Here is a 21,653-nt window from a genome sequence, read left to right as displayed (position 1 = left end):
GCTCGTTACAGGGCCGCCCTTCTTGCTGCTCAGGAAACCGTTTCACGTAGCTCTGTTGAGGGGTTCTTTGCGGCCTCTCGCTTCTTTGCCCCTGGCAGGGTCAGCGCCAGCAGAATCGTCGCGATAGAGAGCCAGAAGGTCAGCCAGTAGGCGTCATTGATTGCCTGCAAGAGATAATGCGGCATATGGGTCCCAAGCACCTTCCCGGTAGCGGCTGCTGTCGCCTTCTCGTGCATTTTCTGCAAGGCCTCCGGTGGAAGATGCGGCATTTTTGCCGTCATTTGCTGAAACAGAAGCGTTGCCTGCTGTACCACCTCTTTTCCAAGCGCGGTCGCGGGATGCTGCATGTCGCTTTTCGCTGCCGACACATATACATCCGTTTGATGCGTCACGATCGTGCCAAGCACAGCCACACCAAAGGACTGAAAGACATTGCGAAACGACGTAATCAGCGAAGAGGCGCGAGGCAACTGCTGCGGCTGCAAGCCGGTGTACGCCGCGTTGATTGTGGTTTGATGAGCCAATCCAACCGCGATCCCACGCAACGCAAAGAGGATCATTAAAAACCAGTACGGCGTATCGAGCGCCACATTCGCAATATTCCAGGTATTGATAGCCAGAAGCAGGCTTCCCCCCACAATCAGCCAGCGCGGCCCAATGCGGTTATAGAGCGCTCCAGAGAATGGCGCGACGATGCCTGCCGCCACCGCCAGCGGCAAGAGCAGCAGACCAGCCTGTAAGGGACTGAGTCCACGGAGACTCTGAAGATAGATTGGTAGCAGGAACTCCGAGCCAAAGAGCGCGATCGTGCTGACCCATCCTACCACGCTGGCCGAACTGAAGGTCCGCTTCCGAAACAGGCGCAGATCAAGCAAAGGCTCGGGGACGCGCAATTCGACCACGATAAAGCAAGCAAACAATACCACGCCCGCCACCAGAGAGATGATAACAGAAAGCGCCGTCCAGCCCTCATGTGAACCCTGCTGGATCGCATAGAGCAACAGGCCAAAGCTCACGCTTGAAAGCGCGATCCCCGGGAAATCAAAGCGGGCCAGAGCGCCACGCCGATACTCTTTCAGCCAGAGACTGCCCATCACAATACCGGCAATACAGACCGGCACATTGATATAGAAAATGTAGTGCCAGCTCCAATATTCAACAAAGTAGCCGCCCAGAATCGGGCCAAGCGCCGGAGCCATCACCATCGCAATCCCAAACAGGCCGAAGGCGATCCCGCGCTGCTTCTCGGTAAAAGCCCCGGTCAACATCGCCGTCCCTAAAGGAACCAGCGCCCCACCACCAGCGCCCTGAATCACGCGAAACACAATCAGCCAGGTCAACGAAGGCGCAAACGAGCAGAGCAATGAGCCTGCCCCAAAGACGCCAAGCGCAAACAGATAGACCCGCTTGACGCCCAGACGCTCGCCTAAAAAGCCAGCCAGCGGCGTCACAACTCCCAGAGCCAGCGAATAGGCCGTAATCACGGCATCAATCTGGTCAACGGCGGCCTTCTGTCCGTTCACGCCGAAAGCCGCCTGTAGTGTAGGAATCGCGACATTAATCGCCGTTGCATCCAGGATCACCATAAAGGTTCCAGCGATCACCGAAACCAGCACACGCCACTTATACCCGGGATCGCCCTGTTCTGCTTCAATCCCGCTCTTTGCCAGATCCATAACAGTTCCTTCCCTCTCAAAGCTTGTTTATCAAGCGATAAGTTTCAGACATACAAAAAACACTCCATACTGGCAGTCCGACCACTACACGGTGCAGCGTATGCTTATCGATTGATAAGGAACAGACAAAAAAAAGAACAGGTCCTACTCTTTGCGCAGATAGGGCGCCTGTTCAAAATCGGGATACGCCAGACCATAGAAGAGCAGCGGAACAACCCGCTCCGCCTCAGCAATATGCTCGGATAGGTATCCCGAACGTGGTGCTGTAGGATGCAAGGAGCCCGATGACTCACGTGGAACGAAGCTTTTCAATACATGCATAAACATTTCGGCTGCCGCCATTGGCTGCAAGCCCTCATGCTCCTGATCACGCAGAATTCCCTGCTGAATCCCGTCCGCAAAAAGAGAAGCAATGGGAGCAATGATACCGCCCTGAAAGAGGTCCAACAGGGTTTTATATGCCTGCTTATCCAGCTCATAGGCAATATCATGGAGCATCATGCTGATATCATGCTGGTTTGTGGTCAACAAGAAGCGCACAACCAGGCGTAAACGATCCTGTACACTTTCCTGACGCTGTACGATCCGCTCAAGGCCAGCACGAGTCCGGGACAGCCGCTCTTTCACCACCGCGATATAAAGATCTTGCTTATCGGCAAAATGATGATACAGTGCAGGCTGTGTCAGCCCGCAGGTATCAGCGATCTGTCGCGTTGACACGGCACGATAGCCATATTGCATAAAGAGCTGGCTTGCCACCCGAATAATAGAGCGTCGCGTCTCCTCTACTTCTTCTCTGGAGAGAGAGCGGCGTTGTTTCTGTGTTCCCATTGTTCCTCAACGCTCCTGCATTCCTTATCAACTGATAAGTACCTGTATATCCTACGTTAAACGAACTGAATCTGTCAAGCTCACGGCTGCACAAACTCGCGAAGCAGCAGAGGGAGCGTATCAACCGGGGCAAGTGTGCCCGTATAGAGCAGCGTGGCCCCTTCTTTTGTGCTCTGAACCAGCCGGGCGGCTTTCAAGACTTTGAGGTGACGCGACACCGTCGACTCGGACAATCGCACCCGCTGAGCCAATTCCTGAAGCGAGCAGGGATGCTGTAGCACCAGTTGATACAGGCGCAAGCGGGTCTCGTCAGCCAGCGCTTTCGTCAGTTGTGTAATTTCGATCGGGATCGTTTCAGGGGCGGGAAGAACCGGAGGCACATTGATATACAGATACAGCTCTTCGCGACTATATGTAGCAATGACATGCGGAGCAGTAAAACTGGAAACAATACAATTAAGGTGTTTGAGTGCATCAAGGGGGAAACGAAACTCACGATACTTCTGGACAACCAGCGTTGTCCGCTCAACAGAGACACGAGCATGGAGCGTCTCCAACCAGTGTGCAGGCTCGGTAGCCTTGAGACGTGCCGCCAGCAATGCCCGCTTGCGTTCGAGCAAGGGACGTCGCCGCTCCCACTCCTCAGTAAATATCGTTTCCTGATATGCGGAGAGCGTCCGTAGCAGGAGCTCCACAAAACGCTGTGGCTGCTTTCTGGCCTCCTGATAGGCATGCACTACTGCCGGGTCAGACGAAAGCCTTCGCTCATCCTCAAGCGGAGCAGTGGACAGACCCATGAAGGCAGTCATCACCACCTGTTCCGGCTCAAGCGCTGCTACCCCCTCGCAAAAGGCCGCAAAAGGGAGATCAGGAGCCCCCACGAGATAGACCAGATCGACAATGGTCAGCCATTGCTCACAGCAGCGCCCGAAACAGGTAATATCCTCGCGCAACGCCGGTGACAGCCGTTGCATGGTGGCCTCGGCCCATCGTTGATTGGGCAGATGATGTGAGGGATCAGCCAGAACATGGAGACTATGCAACATCTCGCAGACTGGCGCAACCATCAGACGTACCCGTTCGCGTAGCGACTCTTCCTGCAACTGAAGCGACATAAAGACACTTCCTTCCCCTCTGAAAAATACGCATTGATAAGTGCCAACGCAGTATAAGAGAGTGAAGAAAGCCTTGTCAAGCCAGAAAAAGAGCTCCCCCGGCCAGCATGCGAGAGGGGATATTTCCTCTCGCATTGTGCCTTACGTCCTCCTCATAAGACACAGTGACACGGGGTGCGACCACCGGGAGCAAGGTGATAAGAGAGAGTGGCGGAGTATCCGCACATGAAAGAGTATAGCTGCTTGCTGTTAACAGAGGTTTATCGTCAGGTTAAAAAAAAGAAAGCTCCCCGGAATCGGGAAGCCTCTTCTCAACTAATGCTGAGGGGGATAGGGAGGAGTGGGAGTATGGCCCGGATGCGAGTTGTTCGGTTGAGTACCAGCCCGATAACGCTGTAGTTCCTGCTCAATCGGCCATTCAGTAAACGCAAACCAGAGCAACATGATAATATTTGCCAACGGGATAAACGCAATAATCAGAGCTAGAGCGCCACTGAAACCGGCCTTCTCAAATATCTTCCAGAAGCTCACAGTCATCAATATAGCGATCAGCAGCCCGAGAAGCCCCCCCACGACACTGACAATCATCAAAACAGCAAAGACGTCTTTCGTAATCACAAAAAAACTCCTTCTACCAGAGGCTTAGAAGCGCACAATCTTCTCAGATTTTATCCATTCAGCTTTATAAAAGCAACAATACACAATATACAGGACGTTTTCGGGAAAAGACACAGCCTGCTCCCATTTCTGCACAGAGAATGGCAGGAATGCCCATCAGAGATAGCAACAGACCCGTTGACAAGCGCTGAAACAGCACGTAGAATCGAGAGAGTAAAAAGGATTGTGCATGAAACATGCATAACAGGTTGTACACGATCAGGGGTATTTTCCTCTTAACAAGGCAGTGGATGTAGTTTTTATGGATACCGACAGGAAGCGCGCTGAGGCAGAAGAGCACTATCAACAGGGGATCAATTATAGCAGTGCGGCTGCTTCTGGCGATCAACAGGATAATCTGGAAAAGGCCATTACCAGTTTTCAGGCGGCGCTTGATTTCTATACGCTGGCAGCATATCCTGACCAATGGGCACAGATTCAGTGTCGACTGGGTACCGCCTATCGAATGCAGGAACGAGGAGATCGTTTTACCAATCTCCGCAAATCGATAGCCAGCTTTCAAGCCTCACTCGAAGTGTTTTCCTACGAAACCACTCCGATTGATTGGGCTCAGGCACAATATGGGATCGGCGTTGGCTATGCACAACTGCTCCGGCTCCCTATCCCACAAGAGCAGCAGCATATCTCTATCCAGAAGGCGCTTTCCTGCCTTCAAGCGGCCCTGAAAGTCTTCACCTATGAGAACTTTCCCGAGGAATGGGCAAAAACACAGAGCCATCTGGGCAACCTCTACTGTCTTCAGCCCGGTGAAGACCGCTATGAAGCACTGAAACAGGCGATTCGCTGCTATGAAAACGCGATGAAAGTGTATACCCCGGAAACGAACCCTGTCGAGTGGGCCCTGACACAACATCACCTGGGCAATGTCTATGCCTTTCTTCCCGGCGGAGATCGGCAGGAGAACCTTCAGCAGGCGGTATACCACTATCAGGAAGCCCTGAAGGTCAATACGCTCGATGCCGCTCCCCGCAACTGGGCCGACATCATGCACAGCCTGGGGAATGCCTATCGGCTGCTGGTTGGAGACGACCCCAATAGCAACCTGCAAACAGCTATCTCCTGCTACCAGAACGCCCTGCGCGTCTATGCGCCCGAAACAACGCCGCTCGAATGGGCTGCTGTCCAGAATCGGTTAGGCATTGCCTATAACCTTCTGACCGAAGAGAATGAAGAGGAGCGGATGGAAAAAGCACTCGGCTGCTTCTACGAGGCTCTGCGCGTCTATACCCGCGAGGAGCACCCGATTGAGTGGGCCAAGACGCAGAACATGCTGGCCCTGACCTATCTTGATATGCCAGATGACAGCAATCAAACGGCGCTCCGAAAGGCGATCGAGTGCTTTCAAGCAACGCTTCAGGTCTATACCCGGCACGATTTTCCGCTTGGTTGGGCCACGGTGCAAAGCAATCTGGGACACGCCTATTTCAATCTCAGTTCAGGAGATATTCAGCAGAATTTGCAAAACGCGATAGCAGCGCTTGAAGCGGCTCTTTCCGTTTACAATCGCAAGGCGTTCCCGTTCGATTGGGCAAGGCTTCAGCACACGCTCGGGAGCGCATACGGCAATCTCACGACCAATGCCCAGCAGAACCTGCACAAGGCAATCGGCTGTTTCCGGGCCGCTCTGCTGGTCTATAACAAAGGCACTACACCCGAAGAATGGGCGATGACCCAGAGCAGCCTGGGTGACGCCTACAGCAATATCTCTGGCGAGCAACGTCAGGAGATGCTCGAACGTGCCATCGCCTGCTATGAGGCGGCATTACAGATCTATCAGCGTCACGTTTACCCGCTCGAATGGAGCAAAGTACACGGCAAGCTCGGCTATGCCTACTCCGAACTATCCGAGGGAAGACGTCAGCACAACCTGCGCAAAGCGATGGACCATTACAGGCAGGCGCTCAAGGTCGACTTCAGACAGGTTGAGCCCCGGGAATGGGCACTGCTGCTCTTTAATCTGGCGAACGCGTACCGCGAGTACGAAGAGGGAGACCGTCAGGAGAACCTGGAAGCCGCGATCAGACTCTATCAGGCGACCCTCTCGATCTATACCATCGATACCTCTCCCTTAGAGTGGGCAGCCAGTCAGAATAACTGTGGGAACGCATATCGCGATCTGCAACGTGGCAACCGGCGCAAGAATCTGGAAGCGGCACTTGCCTGCTATGAACACGCATTGGAAGTGTTTCGAGCGCTGCAAATGGATGAGTACGTAGCAGCAATTCAGGAGAACATTTCTTCTGTCTATGAGGCCTTGAAGGATTTCGCCTGACACCGTTTCGCCTGCCGAGAAAATCCAGACGCCACACACACATCTTGACGGTATCACACTTCATGTATATACTCAATCTATGAATAATCATGTATGGAGTAAAGCACAGTAAGGGAGAGCTACCTTGAAGCTTACACGATTGGCAGTAACCCTGCTTGCAACACTCTGTTTGTTGCTTGCCGCCTGTGGCAACCCAACAGCAGAGAACAAACCGTCCCCTATTTCGCTCAACGTCTTTGCCGCGGCTTCGCTCACCGAAGCATTTACTGAAATCTCCACCAGTTATCAACAGGAACATCCAAATATTCACATTACCTATAACTTCAATGGCTCCCAGATCCTGGTGCAACAGATGCAGAATGGAGCCAACGCCGATCTTTTTGCATCTGCCGATCAACGCAATATGCAAAAGGCCAGCTCGGCGGGTCTGGTGAACAAGCCCGAGGTGTTCGCACGCAACAAGCTGGTTGTGATTCTCCCCGCTGCAAATCCGAGCAATATTCAGACGCTCAAAGATCTTGCTCGGGCCAAAACAAAAATCGTGGTTGCAGCACAGGCGGTTCCGGTTGGAAAATATACATTGCAGGCGCTGGACAAACTGGGGAAATCACCCGACTATGGAACTGGCTATGTGGAGGCAGTGAAGAAGAACATTGTCTCAGAAGAAGAGAACGTGAAAGCAGTGGTGCAGAAGGTTCAGCTCGGCGAGGCTGATGCTGGCTTTGTCTATAGCACCGACGTGACAGCCAATGTGGCCCAGAAACTGCATACGATTGATATTCCAGATAATTTCAATGTTATTGCCGAATACCCGATTGCTGTAACTAAAACGACGCAGCATAGTGCCGAAGCGCAGAGCTTCCTTGACTATATCCTATCAGACAAGGGGCAGAGCGTTCTGACAAAATATCGTTTCCTGGCCCCAAAGTAAAGCAGAGAGAAAGGAACCAGATGCCGTGGCAAGAGCAAAACCGATCCGCACGATACGTCCATCACTGCTCACACGTTTTTTGATTGGTGTGCCTGCCATTCTCTTTTTTCTCTTTCTCGGCATCCCACTTGCCTCTTTGCTATTTCAGCAAGCGCCCCAGCGGGTCTGGGAAGAACTGCTCCAACCGGATACCTTGCGGGCGCTACAGCTCAGCCTTGTCACCACAACCATCAGCACCGTGCTAGCGGTCCTGCTTGGCTTACCGGTTGCATACCTGCTTGCCCGCACAACCTTTCCGGGCAAACGAGCGCTGGAAACGCTGGTCACTATGCCCACGGTCCTTCCTCCAGTGGTGGCAGGCGTCGCGCTCCTGCTGGCCTTCGGACGTGTTGGCCTGATCGGGCGCTATCTTGCCCTTTTCGGCATCACATTGCCATTCACCACGGTCGCCGTGATACTGGCGCAGTTCTTTATCGCCGCCCCATTCTTTATCAACAGCGCCCGTGCAGGCTTCGCACAACTCGATACCCGCTACGAGCTGGCAGCCTATACCCTTCGCGCGACGCCTCTCTACACCTTTCTGCATGTGACTTTACCGCTTGTGCGCCCCGCGCTTCTCTCCGGTATTGGGTTGGCCTGGGCCCGCTCTCTGGGCGAATTTGGTGCTACGATCACGTTTGCCGGAAACTTCCCCGGCACAACACAGACGCTCCCAATCGCGGTCTATATCTCCTCACAGATCGATCTGGATAAAGCGATTGCGATCGCCGTTGTCCTGCTTGCAGTCTCCTTTGGGTTGCTGCTAGCGCTACAGCTAGGACAGCGCAAAAGCTAAATCCGGGAAAATAGTACACAGAGAACACATCATCCCCTTCCCTCTTGCACCAAAACAGGGTAGAGTGAGAGAAGAAGCGCCCGCGCACGGATCGCACTACAGATTGAAGGAGCATATCACATGAAAACCTCGAATTCCGGGAAAACAGCCGCCCTGTATGGTCTGGTGACCGGGGCTATCTCTGGTGTTTTTATTCTCACACTTGCCAGGCTTTGCCCGAACCTCCTCACCGTAGTAGCAGCAACAGGAACACCCTTCCCGGTCACTTATATACCGATACTTACAAGCCTGCTCAATGTGTTATTGATGGGGGGACTCAGCAGCATCGCCTATGGCATAGCGGGCATCCTGGCGACGAAAAAAACCGGCGAGTTGCGAACAGGCATTCAGGCCGGGCTCTGGGCCAGCGTTGCTTTTAGCCTTCTGTATATTCTGAGCTCGCTCTTCTTTCTCTTCCTGATAACCATTCCTTTGCTTATCGGCTTTGCAGGCCGCTCCGCTCAAGGTGCTATCGCGAACTCGATTGTTGCTCTGCTCCTTTCGCTGGTCGTCTGGGTCATTGTTGGTCTGGGTCTGGGTGCGGGATTTGGCGCGTTGGGGGGTCTCATCAGCAGGGGAAGACGTCCGCCAGAGCCTGCGCCACCACCACAGGAGCCCTATGCCGAGTACAGCGTGCAAGAGCAGGTTCAGAGAGCGTATCACAACGAACACTTCTCCTGAATTCTACCAGTGCTACAGAGACCCACCAATCCCGGAATCACTTCAGTTTTTCAGCATTGATCCATTGACCGATTGCGGTCAAAAGCTCTGGTGTGGGCTTGTCCCTCCGGCTTAAATGCAGTATGATCTATCTCGAACAAGTCTTTTTGGAGCATGATGACATGGTAGAAGAGAAGAGGGATACCACACCGCTGGTAGTCGGCGTGGACCTCGGAGGAACTCAAATTCGCGCCTCCGTCCTGCGGGGAGCCGAACTGCTCTCACGGGCCAATACGCTTACTGGTGAGAACCCGACACCCGAGCGCGTTCTCCCCCGGCTCTTTGCCACAGTAGAGCAGGCGATAGAGCAGGCGGGTATCTCCCCTGAAGAAATCAGCGGCATCGGTATTGCCTGTCCCGGTCCCTTAAATAACCGAACCGGAGAGATTCTTTCACCACCAAACCTGCCCGGATGGGATCACACACCACTGCGTACCCTGTTTCAGGAGCGCTATCAGGTGCCCATCTATGTCGAAAATGATGCCAATGTAGCGGCCCTCGGCGAATATATGTTTGGCGCAGGCCAGGGCTGTAACGAAATGGTCTATCTGACCATCAGCACTGGCATTGGTGGCGGTGTCATAGCAGGCGGACAGATTCTGGAAGGTGTTGCCGGTATGGCCGGTGAACTGGGACATATCACTATTGATTGGCGCGGACCAATCTGTAATTGCGGCAACATCGGTTGTCTGGAGCGGCTGGCCTCGGGTACCGGTATCGCGCTAGAAGCTCAGGAAGCGATTGCACAGGGCAAGGCTGAGGAACTCCTGGAATACGCCCGACAGACAAACGTTCCTCCCACGCAGATCGATGCCCGGGTCATTGGAGAGGCGGCAAAAGCAGGCGTCCCTGTCGCACGTGATATCATAGAAAAAGCCGGAGAAGCGTTGGGCTTTGGTCTGGTCAATATCATTCATATTTTTAATCCCGAAAAAATCATTCTCGGCGGTGGGCTGACACAGATGGGCGACATTCTGTTGCAGCCAGCGTATCGCATCGTTGAGAAACGCACCATGCGCGAGCCGCACAACTGCGCAAGCATCGCCTTAGCCCGTCTGGGCGCAAATGTCGGCCTGATCGGTGCAGGTGCCCTGGTCTATCATCTGAACAGGTAATTATTCTCACAGTTTGGGAGGCTTCAACAGGCAATGCCAGCAAAAAAAGAACGTCTTGATGTAGCACTGGTCAGGCGCGGCCTGGTTCCAACTCGCGAGCGTGCCCAGGCCTTAATCATGGCCGGACAGGTTTATGTGGGGGATCGGCAACAGACCAAACCCGGTGTTCAGGTTGCGCTCGACGCCGAATGCCGCATTGCGGAAGTCACCCCTGAACTGAAATATGTCAGTCGGGGCGGGTTAAAGCTGGAAAAGGCGCTCGACACCTTCCATCTTGACCCGTCTGGCAAGGTCGCGCTTGATGTCGGCGCTTCCACCGGCGGCTTCACGCAGGTCTTACTTGAACGCGGAGCCAGCCGGGTCTATGCGGTTGACGTCGGTCATGGTCAGCTTGCCTGGTCGCTTCGGAACGACCGTCGTGTCGTTGTGATGGAGCGCACAAACATCCGGCATCTGACCGAACTTCCCGAAGCAGTGCAGTGCGCCGTAATTGATGTCTCCTTTATCTCACTCAGGCTGGTTCTTCCCGCCCTTGAGCAGCTTTTAGAGCGTTCTCCTGAGACATGGATTGCCTCACTGGTCAAGCCTCAATTCGAGGCAGGGAAAAAGGAGGCGGACCGAGGAGGCGGCATTATCAGTGATCCAGCCGTACATCAGCGTGTTTTAGCAGAACTTCAGGAATGGATCCCCCAACACACAGCATTTCAAGTAAAGGAGGTAACAGCTTCACCGATTCTCGGTCGTGACGGGAATCGCGAGTTCCTCTTCCATCTCCGCTTTTCCCAATAAAAAAACAGGCATTGTATGTTGTTGTTCGTACCGTAATGAACAGAGTGGTTCTTGAACAACACGTCCTCTGTGCCCACAAGGCCGACGACGTGAAAGGAGTCAACAGCATGCTCTACGGACAACCACCACTGGACCCTGCTGCGCCCACTGTCACCATCCCCGAACAGTTCAACGTAGCAGATGCCTTTCTTGACCGCCATCTTCGTGAAGGCAGAGGAGACCGCGTCGCGATCCATTATGAAGGACAACGCTACACCTACGCACAGATTGCCGAACTGGCCAATCGCGTCGGGAATGGGCTGCTCTCCCTCGGTGTCGAGCTTGAACAGCGCATCGCCCTGCTGCTGCTCGATTCACCGCAGTTTGCCGCCGCTTTTTTTGGTGCGATCAAAATGGGTGCGGTTCCAGTTCCCCTGAACACCCAGCTCCGCCCTGACGACTATCGCTACATGCTCAACGATAGTCGAGCCCGCGTGCTCCTGATCCATGCCTCTCTCTGGCAAACGCTCTCCCCACTCCGCCCCGAGCTTCCCTACCTGCGTCATGTCGTCATCGTCAATGATCTCGGGGCATCCGTTCCACTCGATAGCACCACGCACGACTTCGATGACTGGACCGCCCACGCCTCACTACAGCTTGACCTGGCCCCTACCAGTAAGGATGACAGCGCCTTCTGGCTCTATAGCTCGGGGAGTACGGGCTTCCCGAAAGGCTGCGTTCATCTCCAACACGACATGATCTACTGCACCGAGTACTATGCACGGTCCATTCTTGAGATCAACGAACAGGATATTATGCTCTCAGCAGCAAAGCTGTTCTTCGCTTATGGGCTTGGGAATGGCCTGTATTTCCCCTTTAGCGTTGGCGCACAGGCCATCCACTATCCCGGACGGCCCCTGGCAGCAACAATGTTTCAGCTTATCGAGCGCTATTGCCCCACCATCTTCTTCGGCGTGCCGACGCTCTATGCCAGTATGCTTTCTCTACCCGATGTGGCGCGTTACAATTGCTCATCTTTGCGCCTTTGTGTCTCGGCAGGCGAGGCCCTTCCGGCAGAGCTACAACAACGCTGGCAGGCAACTTTCAACGTTCCGATTCTCGATGGCATTGGCTCAACCGAGATCCTGCATATCTTCATCAGCAATCGCCCCGGAGATATCAGGCCGGGAAGCTCAGGCAAGCCTGTGCCGGGCTATCGTGCGCTGCTTGTCGATGAACAGGGGCACGAGGTAGCACAGGGCGAAACCGGAAACCTGCTGATAGCTGGCGATAGTATCGCAGCCTGCTACTGGAACAAGCACGAAAAAACCAAAGCGACCATGCATGGCTATTGGATTCAGACCGGTGATAAATATTTTCAGGATAGCGACGGCTATTTCTGGTATGCAGGCCGTTCAGACGACATGCTGAAGGTCAGCGGGCAATGGGTTTCTCCGGTGGAGATTGAAAATACCCTGATCGCGCATCCGGCAGTGCTGGAAACAGCGGTCGTGGGGGCCCCTGATGCCCAGGGACTCATCAAGCCAAAAGCCTTTGTTGTGCTGAAAGAAGGGCTCACACCCACAGAGGAGCTGACAGAAGAGCTCAAGGCCTTTGTGAAAGAACGGCTTGCCCCTTTTAAATACCCGCGCACCATCGCCTTTCTACCCGAGCTGCCAAAAACCGCGACCGGGAAAATCCAACGTTTCCGCCTGCGCGACACAGCTCGTACTCTTCCAGATGACAGCGGCAGCCGATAGTTTCAAACAAACGAAATGTGTCGTACAATGTCTGTGGAAGGCAGGCTACCACTGCCTGCACAGGCATTTGTACCCTGAATAAGAGCAAAAAAGGAGATACATGGAAGTCAGACAATCCTGGAAAACACTATCTTACAAGCAACTGCTTGATTCCCCATATCTCCGCGTGCGAAGCGAACGCGTTCAGCTCCCTGACAACAAAATCATTGACGACTACTTTATCATTGAGAACTTCGGGTGGGTCGGGATCGTTCCTGTCACGGAAGATGGGCGCTTTCTCCTCAATCGGCAATACAAGCACGGAATCGGGCAGGTGGTAATTGAATTTCCAGCGGGGATGATTGATCCAGGAGAATACGAGCAGCCCCTTCTGACCGCACAGCGAGAGCTAATGGAAGAAACAGGCTATAGCACAGAACCTGAGCACTTCGAGCCACTGGCAAAGATGATCGCCAATCCGACTGGTGCTCGCACCCGGATCTGGTGGTATCTGGCCCGCAACGTCCGGCGAACCGGCGCTCAGAAACTTGACCCGGCAGAAGAAATTGAGAACTTTCTGGTGACGCCCGCCGAGCTGCTTCACCTGCTCCACAGCGGAGAATTCCCGGTGCAGGGACAGATCGCAGCGGCTTATATGGCACTTGAACGGCTTGGCATTCTGCGTTCAACCTTATAAAAATCTTACAAATTATCAGTGCTTTTTTTACAAACTCTTGATATGTTACCTTAGAAAGTCGCACAGTCGGGAGCAATATCAATGAAGATTCTCGTAATTGAGGATGAAGCAAATATTGTGCAGGTCTTGCGCCTCTACCTGGAGCAGGCTGGCTATACCGTTATCAGTGCGGAAGATGGTATAGCAGGCATAGAGCTGCATGCCCGGGAAAAACCGGATCTGGTGATCCTGGATCTTATGCTCCCTATGCTTGACGGAATGGAAGTATGTCGACGCATTCGTTCCTGGGCCAATACTCCTATTCTCATGCTGACAGCCAGACAGGGCGAGGATGACCGCATAGCCGGGCTTGAGGTCGGGGCAGATGACTATCTGGTCAAGCCTTTCAGCCCGCGCGAAGTGGTCAGCCGGGTAAAAGCCATCCTGCGTCGAACAACTGGTATGGCTTCACATCCAGAGCAGAAAACAGAGCGTGAAGAGCAGGTGGCAAAACCCGAACAGGCAGAAGAGTTACACTATGACAATCTTCTGATCAATATCCCTGCCCGACGCGTCACCATCAATGGGCAGGAGATCTCGCTGACCGTCAAAGAATTTGATCTCCTGGTGACACTGGCAAAAGCGCCAGATCGTGTCTTCACTCGCGAGGCACTTCTAAACCAGATCTGGGGCTATTCGTACCTCGGGGATGGGCGCACGGTCGATGTCCATATAGGGACATTGCGGAAAAAGCTTGAGGCGCTTGCACATCGACCACACTTTATTCAGACGGTCTGGGGAGTGGGTTACAAATTCGTGCCACAATCGGCGTCATCATCTGGAGGCTAAAACGTATGCAGACAGCTCTTGCGCATTTCTGGCGCTGGATCAGAAGCTTGAGTATGCACATCAAGGTGATTTCCAGCATGCTCTTTGTCGCCTTAGGGGCCATTCTTCTTCTCTCACTGGTCACCTCTCTGGCAATCCAAAGTTACTTCTACAATACACACCTGCGCTTGATTCAGAATGACGCAGAGCTGATCGCCAATAGCTATATCAGGTTTTATATCACAGGAGATACAACCAAGATCGATCAGCTTCAAGAGCTGTTAAGCACAACCTCCTACCTCGTTCAGATTTTTGACCACAAGGGCAATATGTTTCTCTGTAACCAGCCGATCGGCTATCCCTTCAGCAACTGTGAGCATCCCGTTCTGCCCTCCGCCCTCAAAGCCTCGTTGCAAGGAGAGACTCGCACAGGCTATGCGATGATACCAACACTCGCAAAGAAAACCTCTTCGACACTCTATATCAGCAAGCCTCTGGAGCTGAGGGGAGAGAATATCGGCGCCCTCGTAATCGTTGACGTGCGCCCGGATATCAGTGACCTGCTGAACCAGATTAACCAGACGATTTTGATTACCGCCATTATTATCGGCATTGTCGTCTTGCTCTTCAGCCTGCTGCTCGCCCGGCACCTCACCTCGCCTCTAAAAGGGCTCACGCTGGCAGCCGAGAAAATGAAGCGGGGCCAATATACGCAGCGGGTCGATGTTCCACCCTCACATGACGAGCTAGGGATGCTGGCACGCACCTTTAACGAGATGGCGGACACGATTGAGGCTGATGTGAACGAGCTTCATCGGCAGGAACAATTCCGGCGTGAGCTGCTGGCAAACATCGCGCATGATCTGGCGACGCCGCTGACCGCCATTCAGGGCTTCAGTGAGGCACTGGCCGATGATATTATCTCTGACCCTGCCCAGCGCCAGGAGACTGCGCAGCGAATCGGACGCGAGGTGCAGCGTCTGCGACGGATGGTCGCAGACCTGCAACAGGTGACCGCGCTCGAATCCGGGCGTACCACGCTTGATCTTGCGCCGCTGAATATCCACACGCTGGTAGAGGAAACGCTTGCGGTCATCGCGCCAGAATGCGAACAGATGGGTCTGACCGTTCGCAATGAAATCGATCCACATACACCACAGGTGCAGGCTGACAGCGACCGCATCACACAGGTACTGCTCAATCTGTTAGACAATGCCCGTCGCCATACCCCACCTGGAGGAACCATTGTGGTTGGTGCGGAGCCACGAGACAACTATCTGCACATTCATGTCAGCGATACAGGCTCAGGAATCGCACCTGAGGCATTACCCCATATTTTCGAGCGCTTCTACCGCGCAGATCGCTCTCGTACGGGGAAAACAGGCGGGAGCGGGCTCGGGTTGGCGATCGTAAAGGCGATCATCACAGCCCACAAAGGCACCATCCATGCAACCAGCACTCCCCATCAGGGAACCAGCATTACCTTTACGCTGCCACTGGTCGCCAATTCCCAAAGCCAGCAAAAAATTGCAAGTAAAACCGCTTGACTTCAGTAGCTCAGTATGATATTATACTTCTCGCAGTCGGGTGACTAGCTCAACTGGCAGAGCAAGCGACTCTTAATCGCTAGGTTCAGGGTTCGAGTCCCTGGTCACCCATTCGACCGACTCTTTAGTGAGTCGGTCTTTTTTTTCCTCCCTGCTCTGGCTATTACCAAACTCCCCCGACCTTGACACACTTTGCATCACCTCGATAAAATATAAACATACGTTTATGAAACAAAGCTTTATACATCCTGTTTCACTTTTCCGGTCGAGATACAAGCTATGGAAAACTGGCGCGAACTAAAAGCGATGGTGAAAGCCCTTGCCGGAGTTACCCGGCTGGCCATCATCTACCACCTCTCGCGAGACGAAAAAATATCGGTCTCCGATCTCTCGATCACTCTTGGTATCAGCCAACCGCTGGTATCCTGGCACTTGCGCAAGCTGCGCCGCGCCGGTCTGATCGAGACGCGCCGTGAAGGGCGACAGGTATACTGCATCTTCAATCAGCAGCGTTTCCGATCCTGCTTGCAGCGCCTGGAAGGACTGATTGATCCATCCGTACAGAGCATGCCACCGGTAGGAGCGGCCCTGATAGAGGCTGAAGCGGAAAGGGAAGATTCATGAAAAGTACCCATTCATACCATAAGTCTACACAAAGACGCAGGTATAGCCGATACCTATTCATGACCTCAAGGTATCATTGCTCAGGTAATGTCAGCATCCCGATGAGTTTTTCAAGACGAGGAAGCATTGCTTGAGATTAGCCAGAGAAAAACATTACGCACATTTAACAGTGCATGTATCTGGCGTTAAAGAATGTATGATACGTCTTTTTTAGCAATAGATAATCCAATTCGTTTTTGCAGAGGTAGAAAAGGAACCACATGATAACCCAAACACGCAATAGTGCGCCTCCCGCTTCAGACCAGGCTTTACAGGGCACAGCCATGCTCGCCAGAGGAAAAGCAATGACACAGCAACAGGCCCTGCAAAGCGGAAAAACCGGAAAAGCTGACCTGCACATGCATAGCACTTATAGTGATGGGTGCGCCACCATTCAGCAGATTCTCGACCACGTACAGCACAATACCGATCTGGACGTTATCGCGATCACCGATCATGATGTGATTGAAGGGGCGTTACGCGCCCGCGATCTCTGGGAAAAGGGCTCATATCGCTTTGATTTTATCGTTGGCGAAGAGATAACGACAAAAGAAGGGCACCTGCTCGGCCTGTTTATCGAGCACCGTATCCCCTCTGGTCTGAGCATGGAGCGCAGCATTGATCTCATTCATGAACAGGGTGGATTAGCCGTGATTGCCCACCCACTCCATCGCCTCTTCAGACATAGCTGCCAGCGTTCGGTGATGGATCGCATTCACGCCGCAAAAGACGTCTGGTTTGATGGTGTTGAGACCTGGAACGCCAGCTTCTGCGGTATCTATGCGAACCGCCACGCTATGGTAGTCAATCGCTCAGTCTATGGCTTACCCGAGCTTGGAAACAGCGACGCCCATTCATTGAGCGCCGTTGGCCGAGGGTGCACCTGGTTTGCCGGAAAGACGGCACAGGAGATTCGCGCCAACATTACCGCAGGCCAGACAGCCCCAGGAGGCACATTCTGGGATATGCAGGCGTATGTCCAGTGGGTACGCTACCTGATGAGCAAGGAAGGCCGTCAGGGACGCCGCCAGCATGCAGAGCTTCTGAGCTTTGAACAACAGGCAGAACTCGCCTGAGCAGACACTTTGCACGAGAAGGCTTGCACTCCCAATCGAAAAGAGCGGGATGCAAGCCTTTATCGAATCCAGGATCGGCTGGAAAGTCATATCCGTAAGTCCATATCCTATTGAAAAGGACTCACATTCCAGGTATACTTTTTCCGACAACATTTAGACTGTGGGTTTTTTCGTCGCCTGAGAAGAAGAGGCCAACAGCAGGGTCACACAGGAGCTTTACAACAGCCCTTAGGGCAGGAAGCAGGCCCCAATCCCCCTTTAAGAAGTAGAATGGTTGGACGATAATCTTTATCAGGGGAAAAGCAAAATATCTCTACCAAAAAGTGCTAGTCCTCTCAGGGGCAAGTGTGATACAATAAGTGTATGTTTAGCAGTCGCTTACAGCAACGAGCCAGGCAGCTGGTCATGATATTGATAAAACCATTGGCCCGCCTGGGAATCACTCCCAATATGCTCACCGGCATCGGGCTATTGTTGAGTGTCTTCACCGCAATAGTCATTGCTCGGGGTTATTTGGTTATTGGGGGGTGTCTGGTGCTGTTAGCGGGCATTTTTGATATGTTTGATGGGGCAATGGCCCGAGTTCGCCAGTCCGCCACAACCTTTGGCGCTTTTCTGGACTCGACGATTGACCGCTATTCAGAAAGTATCATCCTGTTGGGCATGCTTCTTTATGCATACTGGCATCCCAATCTACAGGACCCATTATGGCCTTTTCAGAATGAACAGATGTGGATGATTACTTTCATCTATCTCTCTGTGGTCGGCTCTTTAATGGTAAGCTATACAAAAGCTCGTGCCGAAGGATTAGGGATAGAGTGTAAGGTTGGAATTCTGGCCCGCCCTGAACGTGTCATTCTACTGGCACTTGGACTCTTAACCAACACTGGTATCTGGGCGCTTGCCCTGCTAGCGGTGTTCTCAAATGTGACCGCGGTCGAGCGTATGATTGCAGTCCGGCACACCATTCGCCAAGACTCTCATGCGCGAACGCACACAGAACAACCGGCCAGCAATATCAGTGGCAGTTATCCGACTGGAACACAGGGAGCGAACAGCGAGAGAGAGCAAGATGTTCGTTCCATCCCTTCCACCGTGCCGCCGTTCGGTGGGGGTTCGCAGCAAGACTAACTCAAAATGGCGTATAGAACACAAGATCGGACTGAGTACATAGAAGAACAAACTGTTTTTGTTAATCGTGCGTGGATGTGAGCATGTAAGTGGAATCCCGCCTGTTTGTTCATCCTAATCATCATAGCTTTACAGGTAAGTCACGGCTCTAAGAGAAAGCAAGGGGGCGGATTTGTAAAGGGCAACCAAAGAGGCAGAGAATTTCCTTTCCGCCCTTGTTGAGCATATCCGTACACAATACAGAACGTGCAATTGGCCCGGTAGTGATAAAACCTGGCTACAATGTCGTACACAGCATTTTCACCGGGACAGCAACGAAGGTAGCTCAATCAGGCCCGAAATACGCGTTCGCCCGTCTATCTTCAGTCGAGCATACTCTATGGTGATTCCCTGTGCTCCGTCCGTAGTGACTGAGACTGGAGATCTTAGTGACAACACATAATACAGATCACGAGCACAACGACGTTGATGCTGCTGTCGCTCAGCATCCCTCTGTCCCCGAATCCACAATTGATTCTACTGCTTCTGAGAATGAGACTCCTGCGGCGGTAGAAGCAAAGGACCCCTCTGCCGAGCAGCCCGCTGAAGAGGAGAAGACGAAACATGCCGCCGCTTCGTCTGTGACCGAGGTAGCAAACGGGGCAACAGAAACAACCGAGGAAGCAACGACTGCCTCAACTGAGGAGTCAACACAGCAACACAGCGACCAGCAGGAATCCCCTGCTGACATTGAGCCCAAAGAGCAGGTGACAGAAGAAGCGCCTTCTTCTGAGGCTGAGACAGAGCAGCAACCGGAGAAATCAACAGAGGAGCAACCTGTTGCTGTTACCACCACGCATGAGTCTCAGGCCGAAGAACCTGCCGTTGTATCCGCACAACCAGAAACGGAAAAAGAGCAGAAGCCCGAACAGAAGGAGCAGGAGATATCTCCAGCCCCTGTAGCTGCTCAAGAACCTGAAAAATCAGCCGATATGAAGAAAGAGAATGAGACAAAGCAAGAAGAGGAGGGTTCGGCAGCCTTTGCCCTTCCACTGGTTGATGCAGAAGAGAACGTCATTCGGCCTTTTACGGCTTTTATCGAGGAGTTCCAGCAAGCTGAGGCGCAGGCACGCATTCAAGCCTCACTAAAAGAATCACAACTGGATACCTTCTCGCTTCTCTCACCCACACCCGAGACGCCTTTTATTGAGGTCAAAGAGGAAGAACAGCCCTCGACACAAGAAGCACCCAAAGAAGAGCAGGCGCCAGAGGTCCAGGCAGCCGAGGCCAGCCCCCAAACAGAAGAGCAACCGGTCTCCCAGGCTGCTGAAGCACAGCCAGAAGAGCAGCCCGCCGCTGCTCCTGAGCGCGCTGTTTCGCCTCTTTTGCGGCCCGCCAGCCGCTCTCGGTCCCGCAATCGTCATCACCGAGAGGAAAAGGAAGCGAAGGAAACCAAAGAGCCAGTTGTGGAAAAGGCAGAAACGGAGCAGCCGACAGAGGTACAACCTGCTCCGGTCGCGCCCGCAGAACCGGAACAACCACGTCCGGCTCGCCGCTATCGGTTTGATCGGCCTGCCGCTACCAGTAATCCAACCACACCGGCAGCCGCTGCTAACCCACCCACTTCTCAGGTCGCACGGAACGAGGAGACCAAAGAGGCACGGGCAACCCGCACCGAAACACCTACGGAACAGGCTCCTCAGGCGAAAGCGACCGCTCATTCAACAACACCTGAACAACAACCTACAACTACTACTAAATCACAAGGGCAGGAGACAGCGGAAAATGCCTCTCCAACAACAACGAAAGCAGAACATAGTCGTCGTCGTTCTCAGGAACGGCAAAAAGAGGCCGCCCCTGCAACTCCTCCAGCCTCAGAGGTGGTTCCTCCTATGACTGAACTTTCCCGACATGTAGAGGAGATCGCACCGGAAGATCTTCCTCCTCTCGAGTATTCAGAGTTACAGAAAACATCGCGTCGCCGTCGCCGCCATCGCTCAAGCGCTTCCAATAACGGAACCGCTGCGGCATCGTCAACCGAGACACCGACGCAACCGCAACAGAATCAGCCGACATCGTCTCGTCCGAGCCCGACCCTCCCAGCGGGAAGCGGCCTTTCGTACTCGATTGTTTCCGGCTATACCGTCAATCAGATGAATCAGGGCAACGATCTTGCCGGACCGTTTATGGCTCCAGAGCCTTCACCGGCTCGCGGTAGCGTCTTCTCACGCGATGGACGCACCACCCGCGCCGAGCTACTTCGGCCTCAGATCTACCCGGGTGGTAGTACATCCAGCAGTACGGGACGCTCAACGCAGCATCAGCAGCAGGAACAGATGAACACCGCTGCCCTCAATCATCTGGCGAATACGATTGTGCAGGCCTTCCAGCTCCAGACGGACCGCATGGTTGCAGAACTGCGGCGTCAGGCTCAGGCTCCGACTAACGTTTCGGTGTCACTGCCGCCCTTCCCATCCAATGAACGCGTCGGCGTCTTTGTGGATGTGGCAAACCTGCTGTACTCGGCGCGCACGCTGCGACTCTCTGTCGACTTCGGCAAGCTGCTGGATTTCCTGCGCGGTAATCGTCGTCTGGTTCGCGCACATGCCTACTGTCCAACCAGCCCGCAACAGGGCGATGAGCAGATGTTCTTGCAGGCAGTGAAGGGCCTGGGCTACCGCATCACGACGAAAAACTATAAGACCTTCTCAAGTGGTGCGAAAAAGGCAGACCTTGACCTTGACCTTTGTATGGACGTCGTGCGTCTGGTCGAAGGCAAGGCAGTCGACTGCGTTGTACTGGTCAGTGGAGACAGCGACTTTATGCCGATGCTCGACTACTGCTCCGATCATGGGGTACGGGTTGAGGTAGCCGCGTTCGACGAGGCCATGTCAGCCACGCTGCGCCAGAGCTGCGACCTGTTCATCAATCTGTCAATGCTCGAAGAAATCCGTTCGTAAAGCAAACTGTCGCGGCAACGCAAGAGCAAAAACAAGAGATCCGAGAGGCTGAATATGCTCTCGGATCTCTTTTC

18 protein-coding genes and 1 tRNA gene are annotated in these 21,653 nt (G+C 53.5%); 15 read left to right on the top strand and 4 right to left on the bottom strand.

All coding sequences use genetic code 11. The annotated features are described in order from the left end of the window. Positions 1–29 precede the first annotated feature (29 nt). The 4 genes from KTH_RS23310 to KTH_RS23295 all read right to left on the bottom strand — a co-directional run bounded on the left by KTH_RS23310 (position 30) and on the right by KTH_RS23295 (position 4,240). Positions 30–1,676, bottom strand: a complete 1,647-nt coding sequence (locus tag KTH_RS23310; RefSeq protein WP_497621317.1) for a DHA2 family efflux MFS transporter permease subunit — start codon at positions 1,674–1,676, stop codon at positions 30–32. Between the two features lie 144 nt (positions 1,677–1,820). Next, positions 1,821–2,507, bottom strand: a complete 687-nt coding sequence (locus KTH_RS23305; RefSeq protein WP_497621316.1) for a TetR/AcrR family transcriptional regulator — start codon at positions 2,505–2,507, stop codon at positions 1,821–1,823. Positions 2,508–2,587: 80 nt separating this feature from the next. Next, positions 2,588–3,622 (bottom strand): ArsR/SmtB family transcription factor, encoded by a 1,035-nt coding sequence (locus tag KTH_RS23300; RefSeq protein WP_497621314.1) that lies wholly within the window; start codon positions 3,620–3,622, stop codon positions 2,588–2,590. Positions 3,623–3,937: 315 nt separating this feature from the next. Then, positions 3,938–4,240, bottom strand: a complete 303-nt coding sequence (locus tag KTH_RS23295; protein ID WP_497621312.1) for a hypothetical protein — start codon at positions 4,238–4,240, stop codon at positions 3,938–3,940. A gap of 301 nt (positions 4,241–4,541) precedes the next feature. Between KTH_RS23295 and KTH_RS23290 the strand changes: the two genes are divergently transcribed. From KTH_RS23290 to KTH_RS23220, 15 genes are all read left to right on the top strand, one after another. Beyond that, positions 4,542–6,572 (top strand): hypothetical protein, encoded by a 2,031-nt coding sequence (locus KTH_RS23290; RefSeq protein WP_497621311.1) that lies wholly within the window; start codon positions 4,542–4,544, stop codon positions 6,570–6,572. Positions 6,573–6,696: 124 nt separating this feature from the next. Further along, a complete protein-coding gene (modA, locus tag KTH_RS23285; protein ID WP_497621309.1) occupies positions 6,697–7,503 on the top strand; it encodes a molybdate ABC transporter substrate-binding protein in 807 nt (268 codons plus the stop codon). A 25-nt stretch (positions 7,504–7,528) separates the two neighbouring features. After that, positions 7,529–8,338 (top strand): ABC transporter permease, encoded by an 810-nt coding sequence (locus KTH_RS23280; RefSeq protein WP_497621307.1) that lies wholly within the window; start codon positions 7,529–7,531, stop codon positions 8,336–8,338. A gap of 120 nt (positions 8,339–8,458) precedes the next feature. After that, entirely contained in the window at positions 8,459–9,058 is a 600-nt protein-coding gene (locus tag KTH_RS23275; protein ID WP_497621304.1) for a hypothetical protein, read from the top strand. 161 nt (positions 9,059–9,219) lie between these two features. Continuing rightward, complete coding sequence (locus KTH_RS23270) at positions 9,220–10,212, top strand: ROK family protein (protein WP_497621301.1); 993 nt, start codon at positions 9,220–9,222, stop codon at positions 10,210–10,212. 33 nt (positions 10,213–10,245) lie between these two features. Next, positions 10,246–11,001, top strand: a complete 756-nt coding sequence (locus tag KTH_RS23265; protein ID WP_497621299.1) for a TlyA family RNA methyltransferase — start codon at positions 10,246–10,248, stop codon at positions 10,999–11,001. Positions 11,002–11,036: 35 nt separating this feature from the next. Further along, on the top strand, positions 11,037–12,740 hold the full coding sequence (locus KTH_RS23260; protein WP_497621297.1) for a benzoate-CoA ligase family protein: 1,704 nt from the start codon (positions 11,037–11,039) through the stop codon (positions 12,738–12,740). 100 nt (positions 12,741–12,840) lie between these two features. After that, entirely contained in the window at positions 12,841–13,416 is a 576-nt protein-coding gene (locus KTH_RS23255) for an NUDIX hydrolase (protein ID WP_111325825.1), read from the top strand. Between the two features lie 81 nt (positions 13,417–13,497). Then, complete coding sequence (locus KTH_RS23250; protein WP_497621295.1) at positions 13,498–14,244, top strand: response regulator; 747 nt, start codon at positions 13,498–13,500, stop codon at positions 14,242–14,244. 5 nt (positions 14,245–14,249) lie between these two features. Continuing rightward, positions 14,250–15,770 (top strand): sensor histidine kinase, encoded by a 1,521-nt coding sequence (locus KTH_RS23245; protein WP_497621293.1) that lies wholly within the window; start codon positions 14,250–14,252, stop codon positions 15,768–15,770. Between the two features lie 38 nt (positions 15,771–15,808). Beyond that, positions 15,809–15,881, top strand: a tRNA-Lys gene (locus tag KTH_RS23240). Positions 15,882–16,049: 168 nt separating this feature from the next. Beyond that, the gene (locus KTH_RS23235) at positions 16,050–16,394 is read left to right on the top strand and encodes an ArsR/SmtB family transcription factor (protein WP_497621290.1); all 345 of its coding nucleotides are present in this window, start codon (positions 16,050–16,052) and stop codon (positions 16,392–16,394) included. Positions 16,395–16,654: 260 nt separating this feature from the next. Beyond that, the gene (locus KTH_RS23230; protein ID WP_111325829.1) at positions 16,655–17,509 is read left to right on the top strand and encodes a PHP-associated domain-containing protein; all 855 of its coding nucleotides are present in this window, start codon (positions 16,655–16,657) and stop codon (positions 17,507–17,509) included. A 405-nt stretch (positions 17,510–17,914) separates the two neighbouring features. Then, entirely contained in the window at positions 17,915–18,640 is a 726-nt protein-coding gene (locus tag KTH_RS23225; RefSeq protein ID WP_497621287.1) for a CDP-alcohol phosphatidyltransferase family protein, read from the top strand. A gap of 428 nt (positions 18,641–19,068) precedes the next feature. Continuing rightward, positions 19,069–21,579, top strand: a complete 2,511-nt coding sequence (locus tag KTH_RS23220) for a LabA-like NYN domain-containing protein (RefSeq protein WP_497621286.1) — start codon at positions 19,069–19,071, stop codon at positions 21,577–21,579. Positions 21,580–21,653 lie beyond the last annotated feature (74 nt).

It is taken from the genome of Thermosporothrix sp. COM3, assembly GCF_059696735.1.
The sequence above is the reverse complement of the archived record's forward strand: the minus strand, read 5'-3'. Positions and strand labels throughout refer to the sequence as shown.

What these genes read in the sequence shown, in the direction of transcription:
- KTH_RS23245 (WP_497621293.1), top strand. Translation starts at nt 14,250, where the DNA reads ATGCAGACAGCTCTTGCGCATTTCTGGCGCTGGATCAGAAGCTTGAGT.
- KTH_RS23235 (WP_497621290.1), top strand. Translation starts at nt 16,050, where the DNA reads ATGGAAAACTGGCGCGAACTAAAAGCGATGGTGAAAGCCCTTGCCGGA.
- KTH_RS23260 (WP_497621297.1), top strand. Translation starts at nt 11,037, where the DNA reads ATGAACAGAGTGGTTCTTGAACAACACGTCCTCTGTGCCCACAAGGCC.
- KTH_RS23225 (WP_497621287.1), top strand. Translation starts at nt 17,915, where the DNA reads ATGATATTGATAAAACCATTGGCCCGCCTGGGAATCACTCCCAATATG.
- KTH_RS23250 (WP_497621295.1), top strand. Translation starts at nt 13,498, where the DNA reads ATGAAGATTCTCGTAATTGAGGATGAAGCAAATATTGTGCAGGTCTTG.
- KTH_RS23255 (WP_111325825.1), top strand. Translation starts at nt 12,841, where the DNA reads ATGGAAGTCAGACAATCCTGGAAAACACTATCTTACAAGCAACTGCTT.
- KTH_RS23290 (WP_497621311.1), top strand. Translation starts at nt 4,542, where the DNA reads ATGGATACCGACAGGAAGCGCGCTGAGGCAGAAGAGCACTATCAACAG.
- KTH_RS23230 (WP_111325829.1), top strand. Translation starts at nt 16,655, where the DNA reads ATGATAACCCAAACACGCAATAGTGCGCCTCCCGCTTCAGACCAGGCT.
- KTH_RS23275 (WP_497621304.1), top strand. Translation starts at nt 8,459, where the DNA reads ATGAAAACCTCGAATTCCGGGAAAACAGCCGCCCTGTATGGTCTGGTG.
- KTH_RS23300 (WP_497621314.1), bottom strand. Translation starts at nt 3,622, where the DNA reads ATGTCGCTTCAGTTGCAGGAAGAGTCGCTACGCGAACGGGTACGTCTG.
- KTH_RS23305 (WP_497621316.1), bottom strand. Translation starts at nt 2,507, where the DNA reads ATGGGAACACAGAAACAACGCCGCTCTCTCTCCAGAGAAGAAGTAGAG.
- KTH_RS23265 (WP_497621299.1), top strand. Translation starts at nt 10,246, where the DNA reads ATGCCAGCAAAAAAAGAACGTCTTGATGTAGCACTGGTCAGGCGCGGC.
- KTH_RS23270 (WP_497621301.1), top strand. Translation starts at nt 9,220, where the DNA reads ATGGTAGAAGAGAAGAGGGATACCACACCGCTGGTAGTCGGCGTGGAC.
- KTH_RS23310 (WP_497621317.1), bottom strand. Translation starts at nt 1,676, where the DNA reads ATGGATCTGGCAAAGAGCGGGATTGAAGCAGAACAGGGCGATCCCGGG.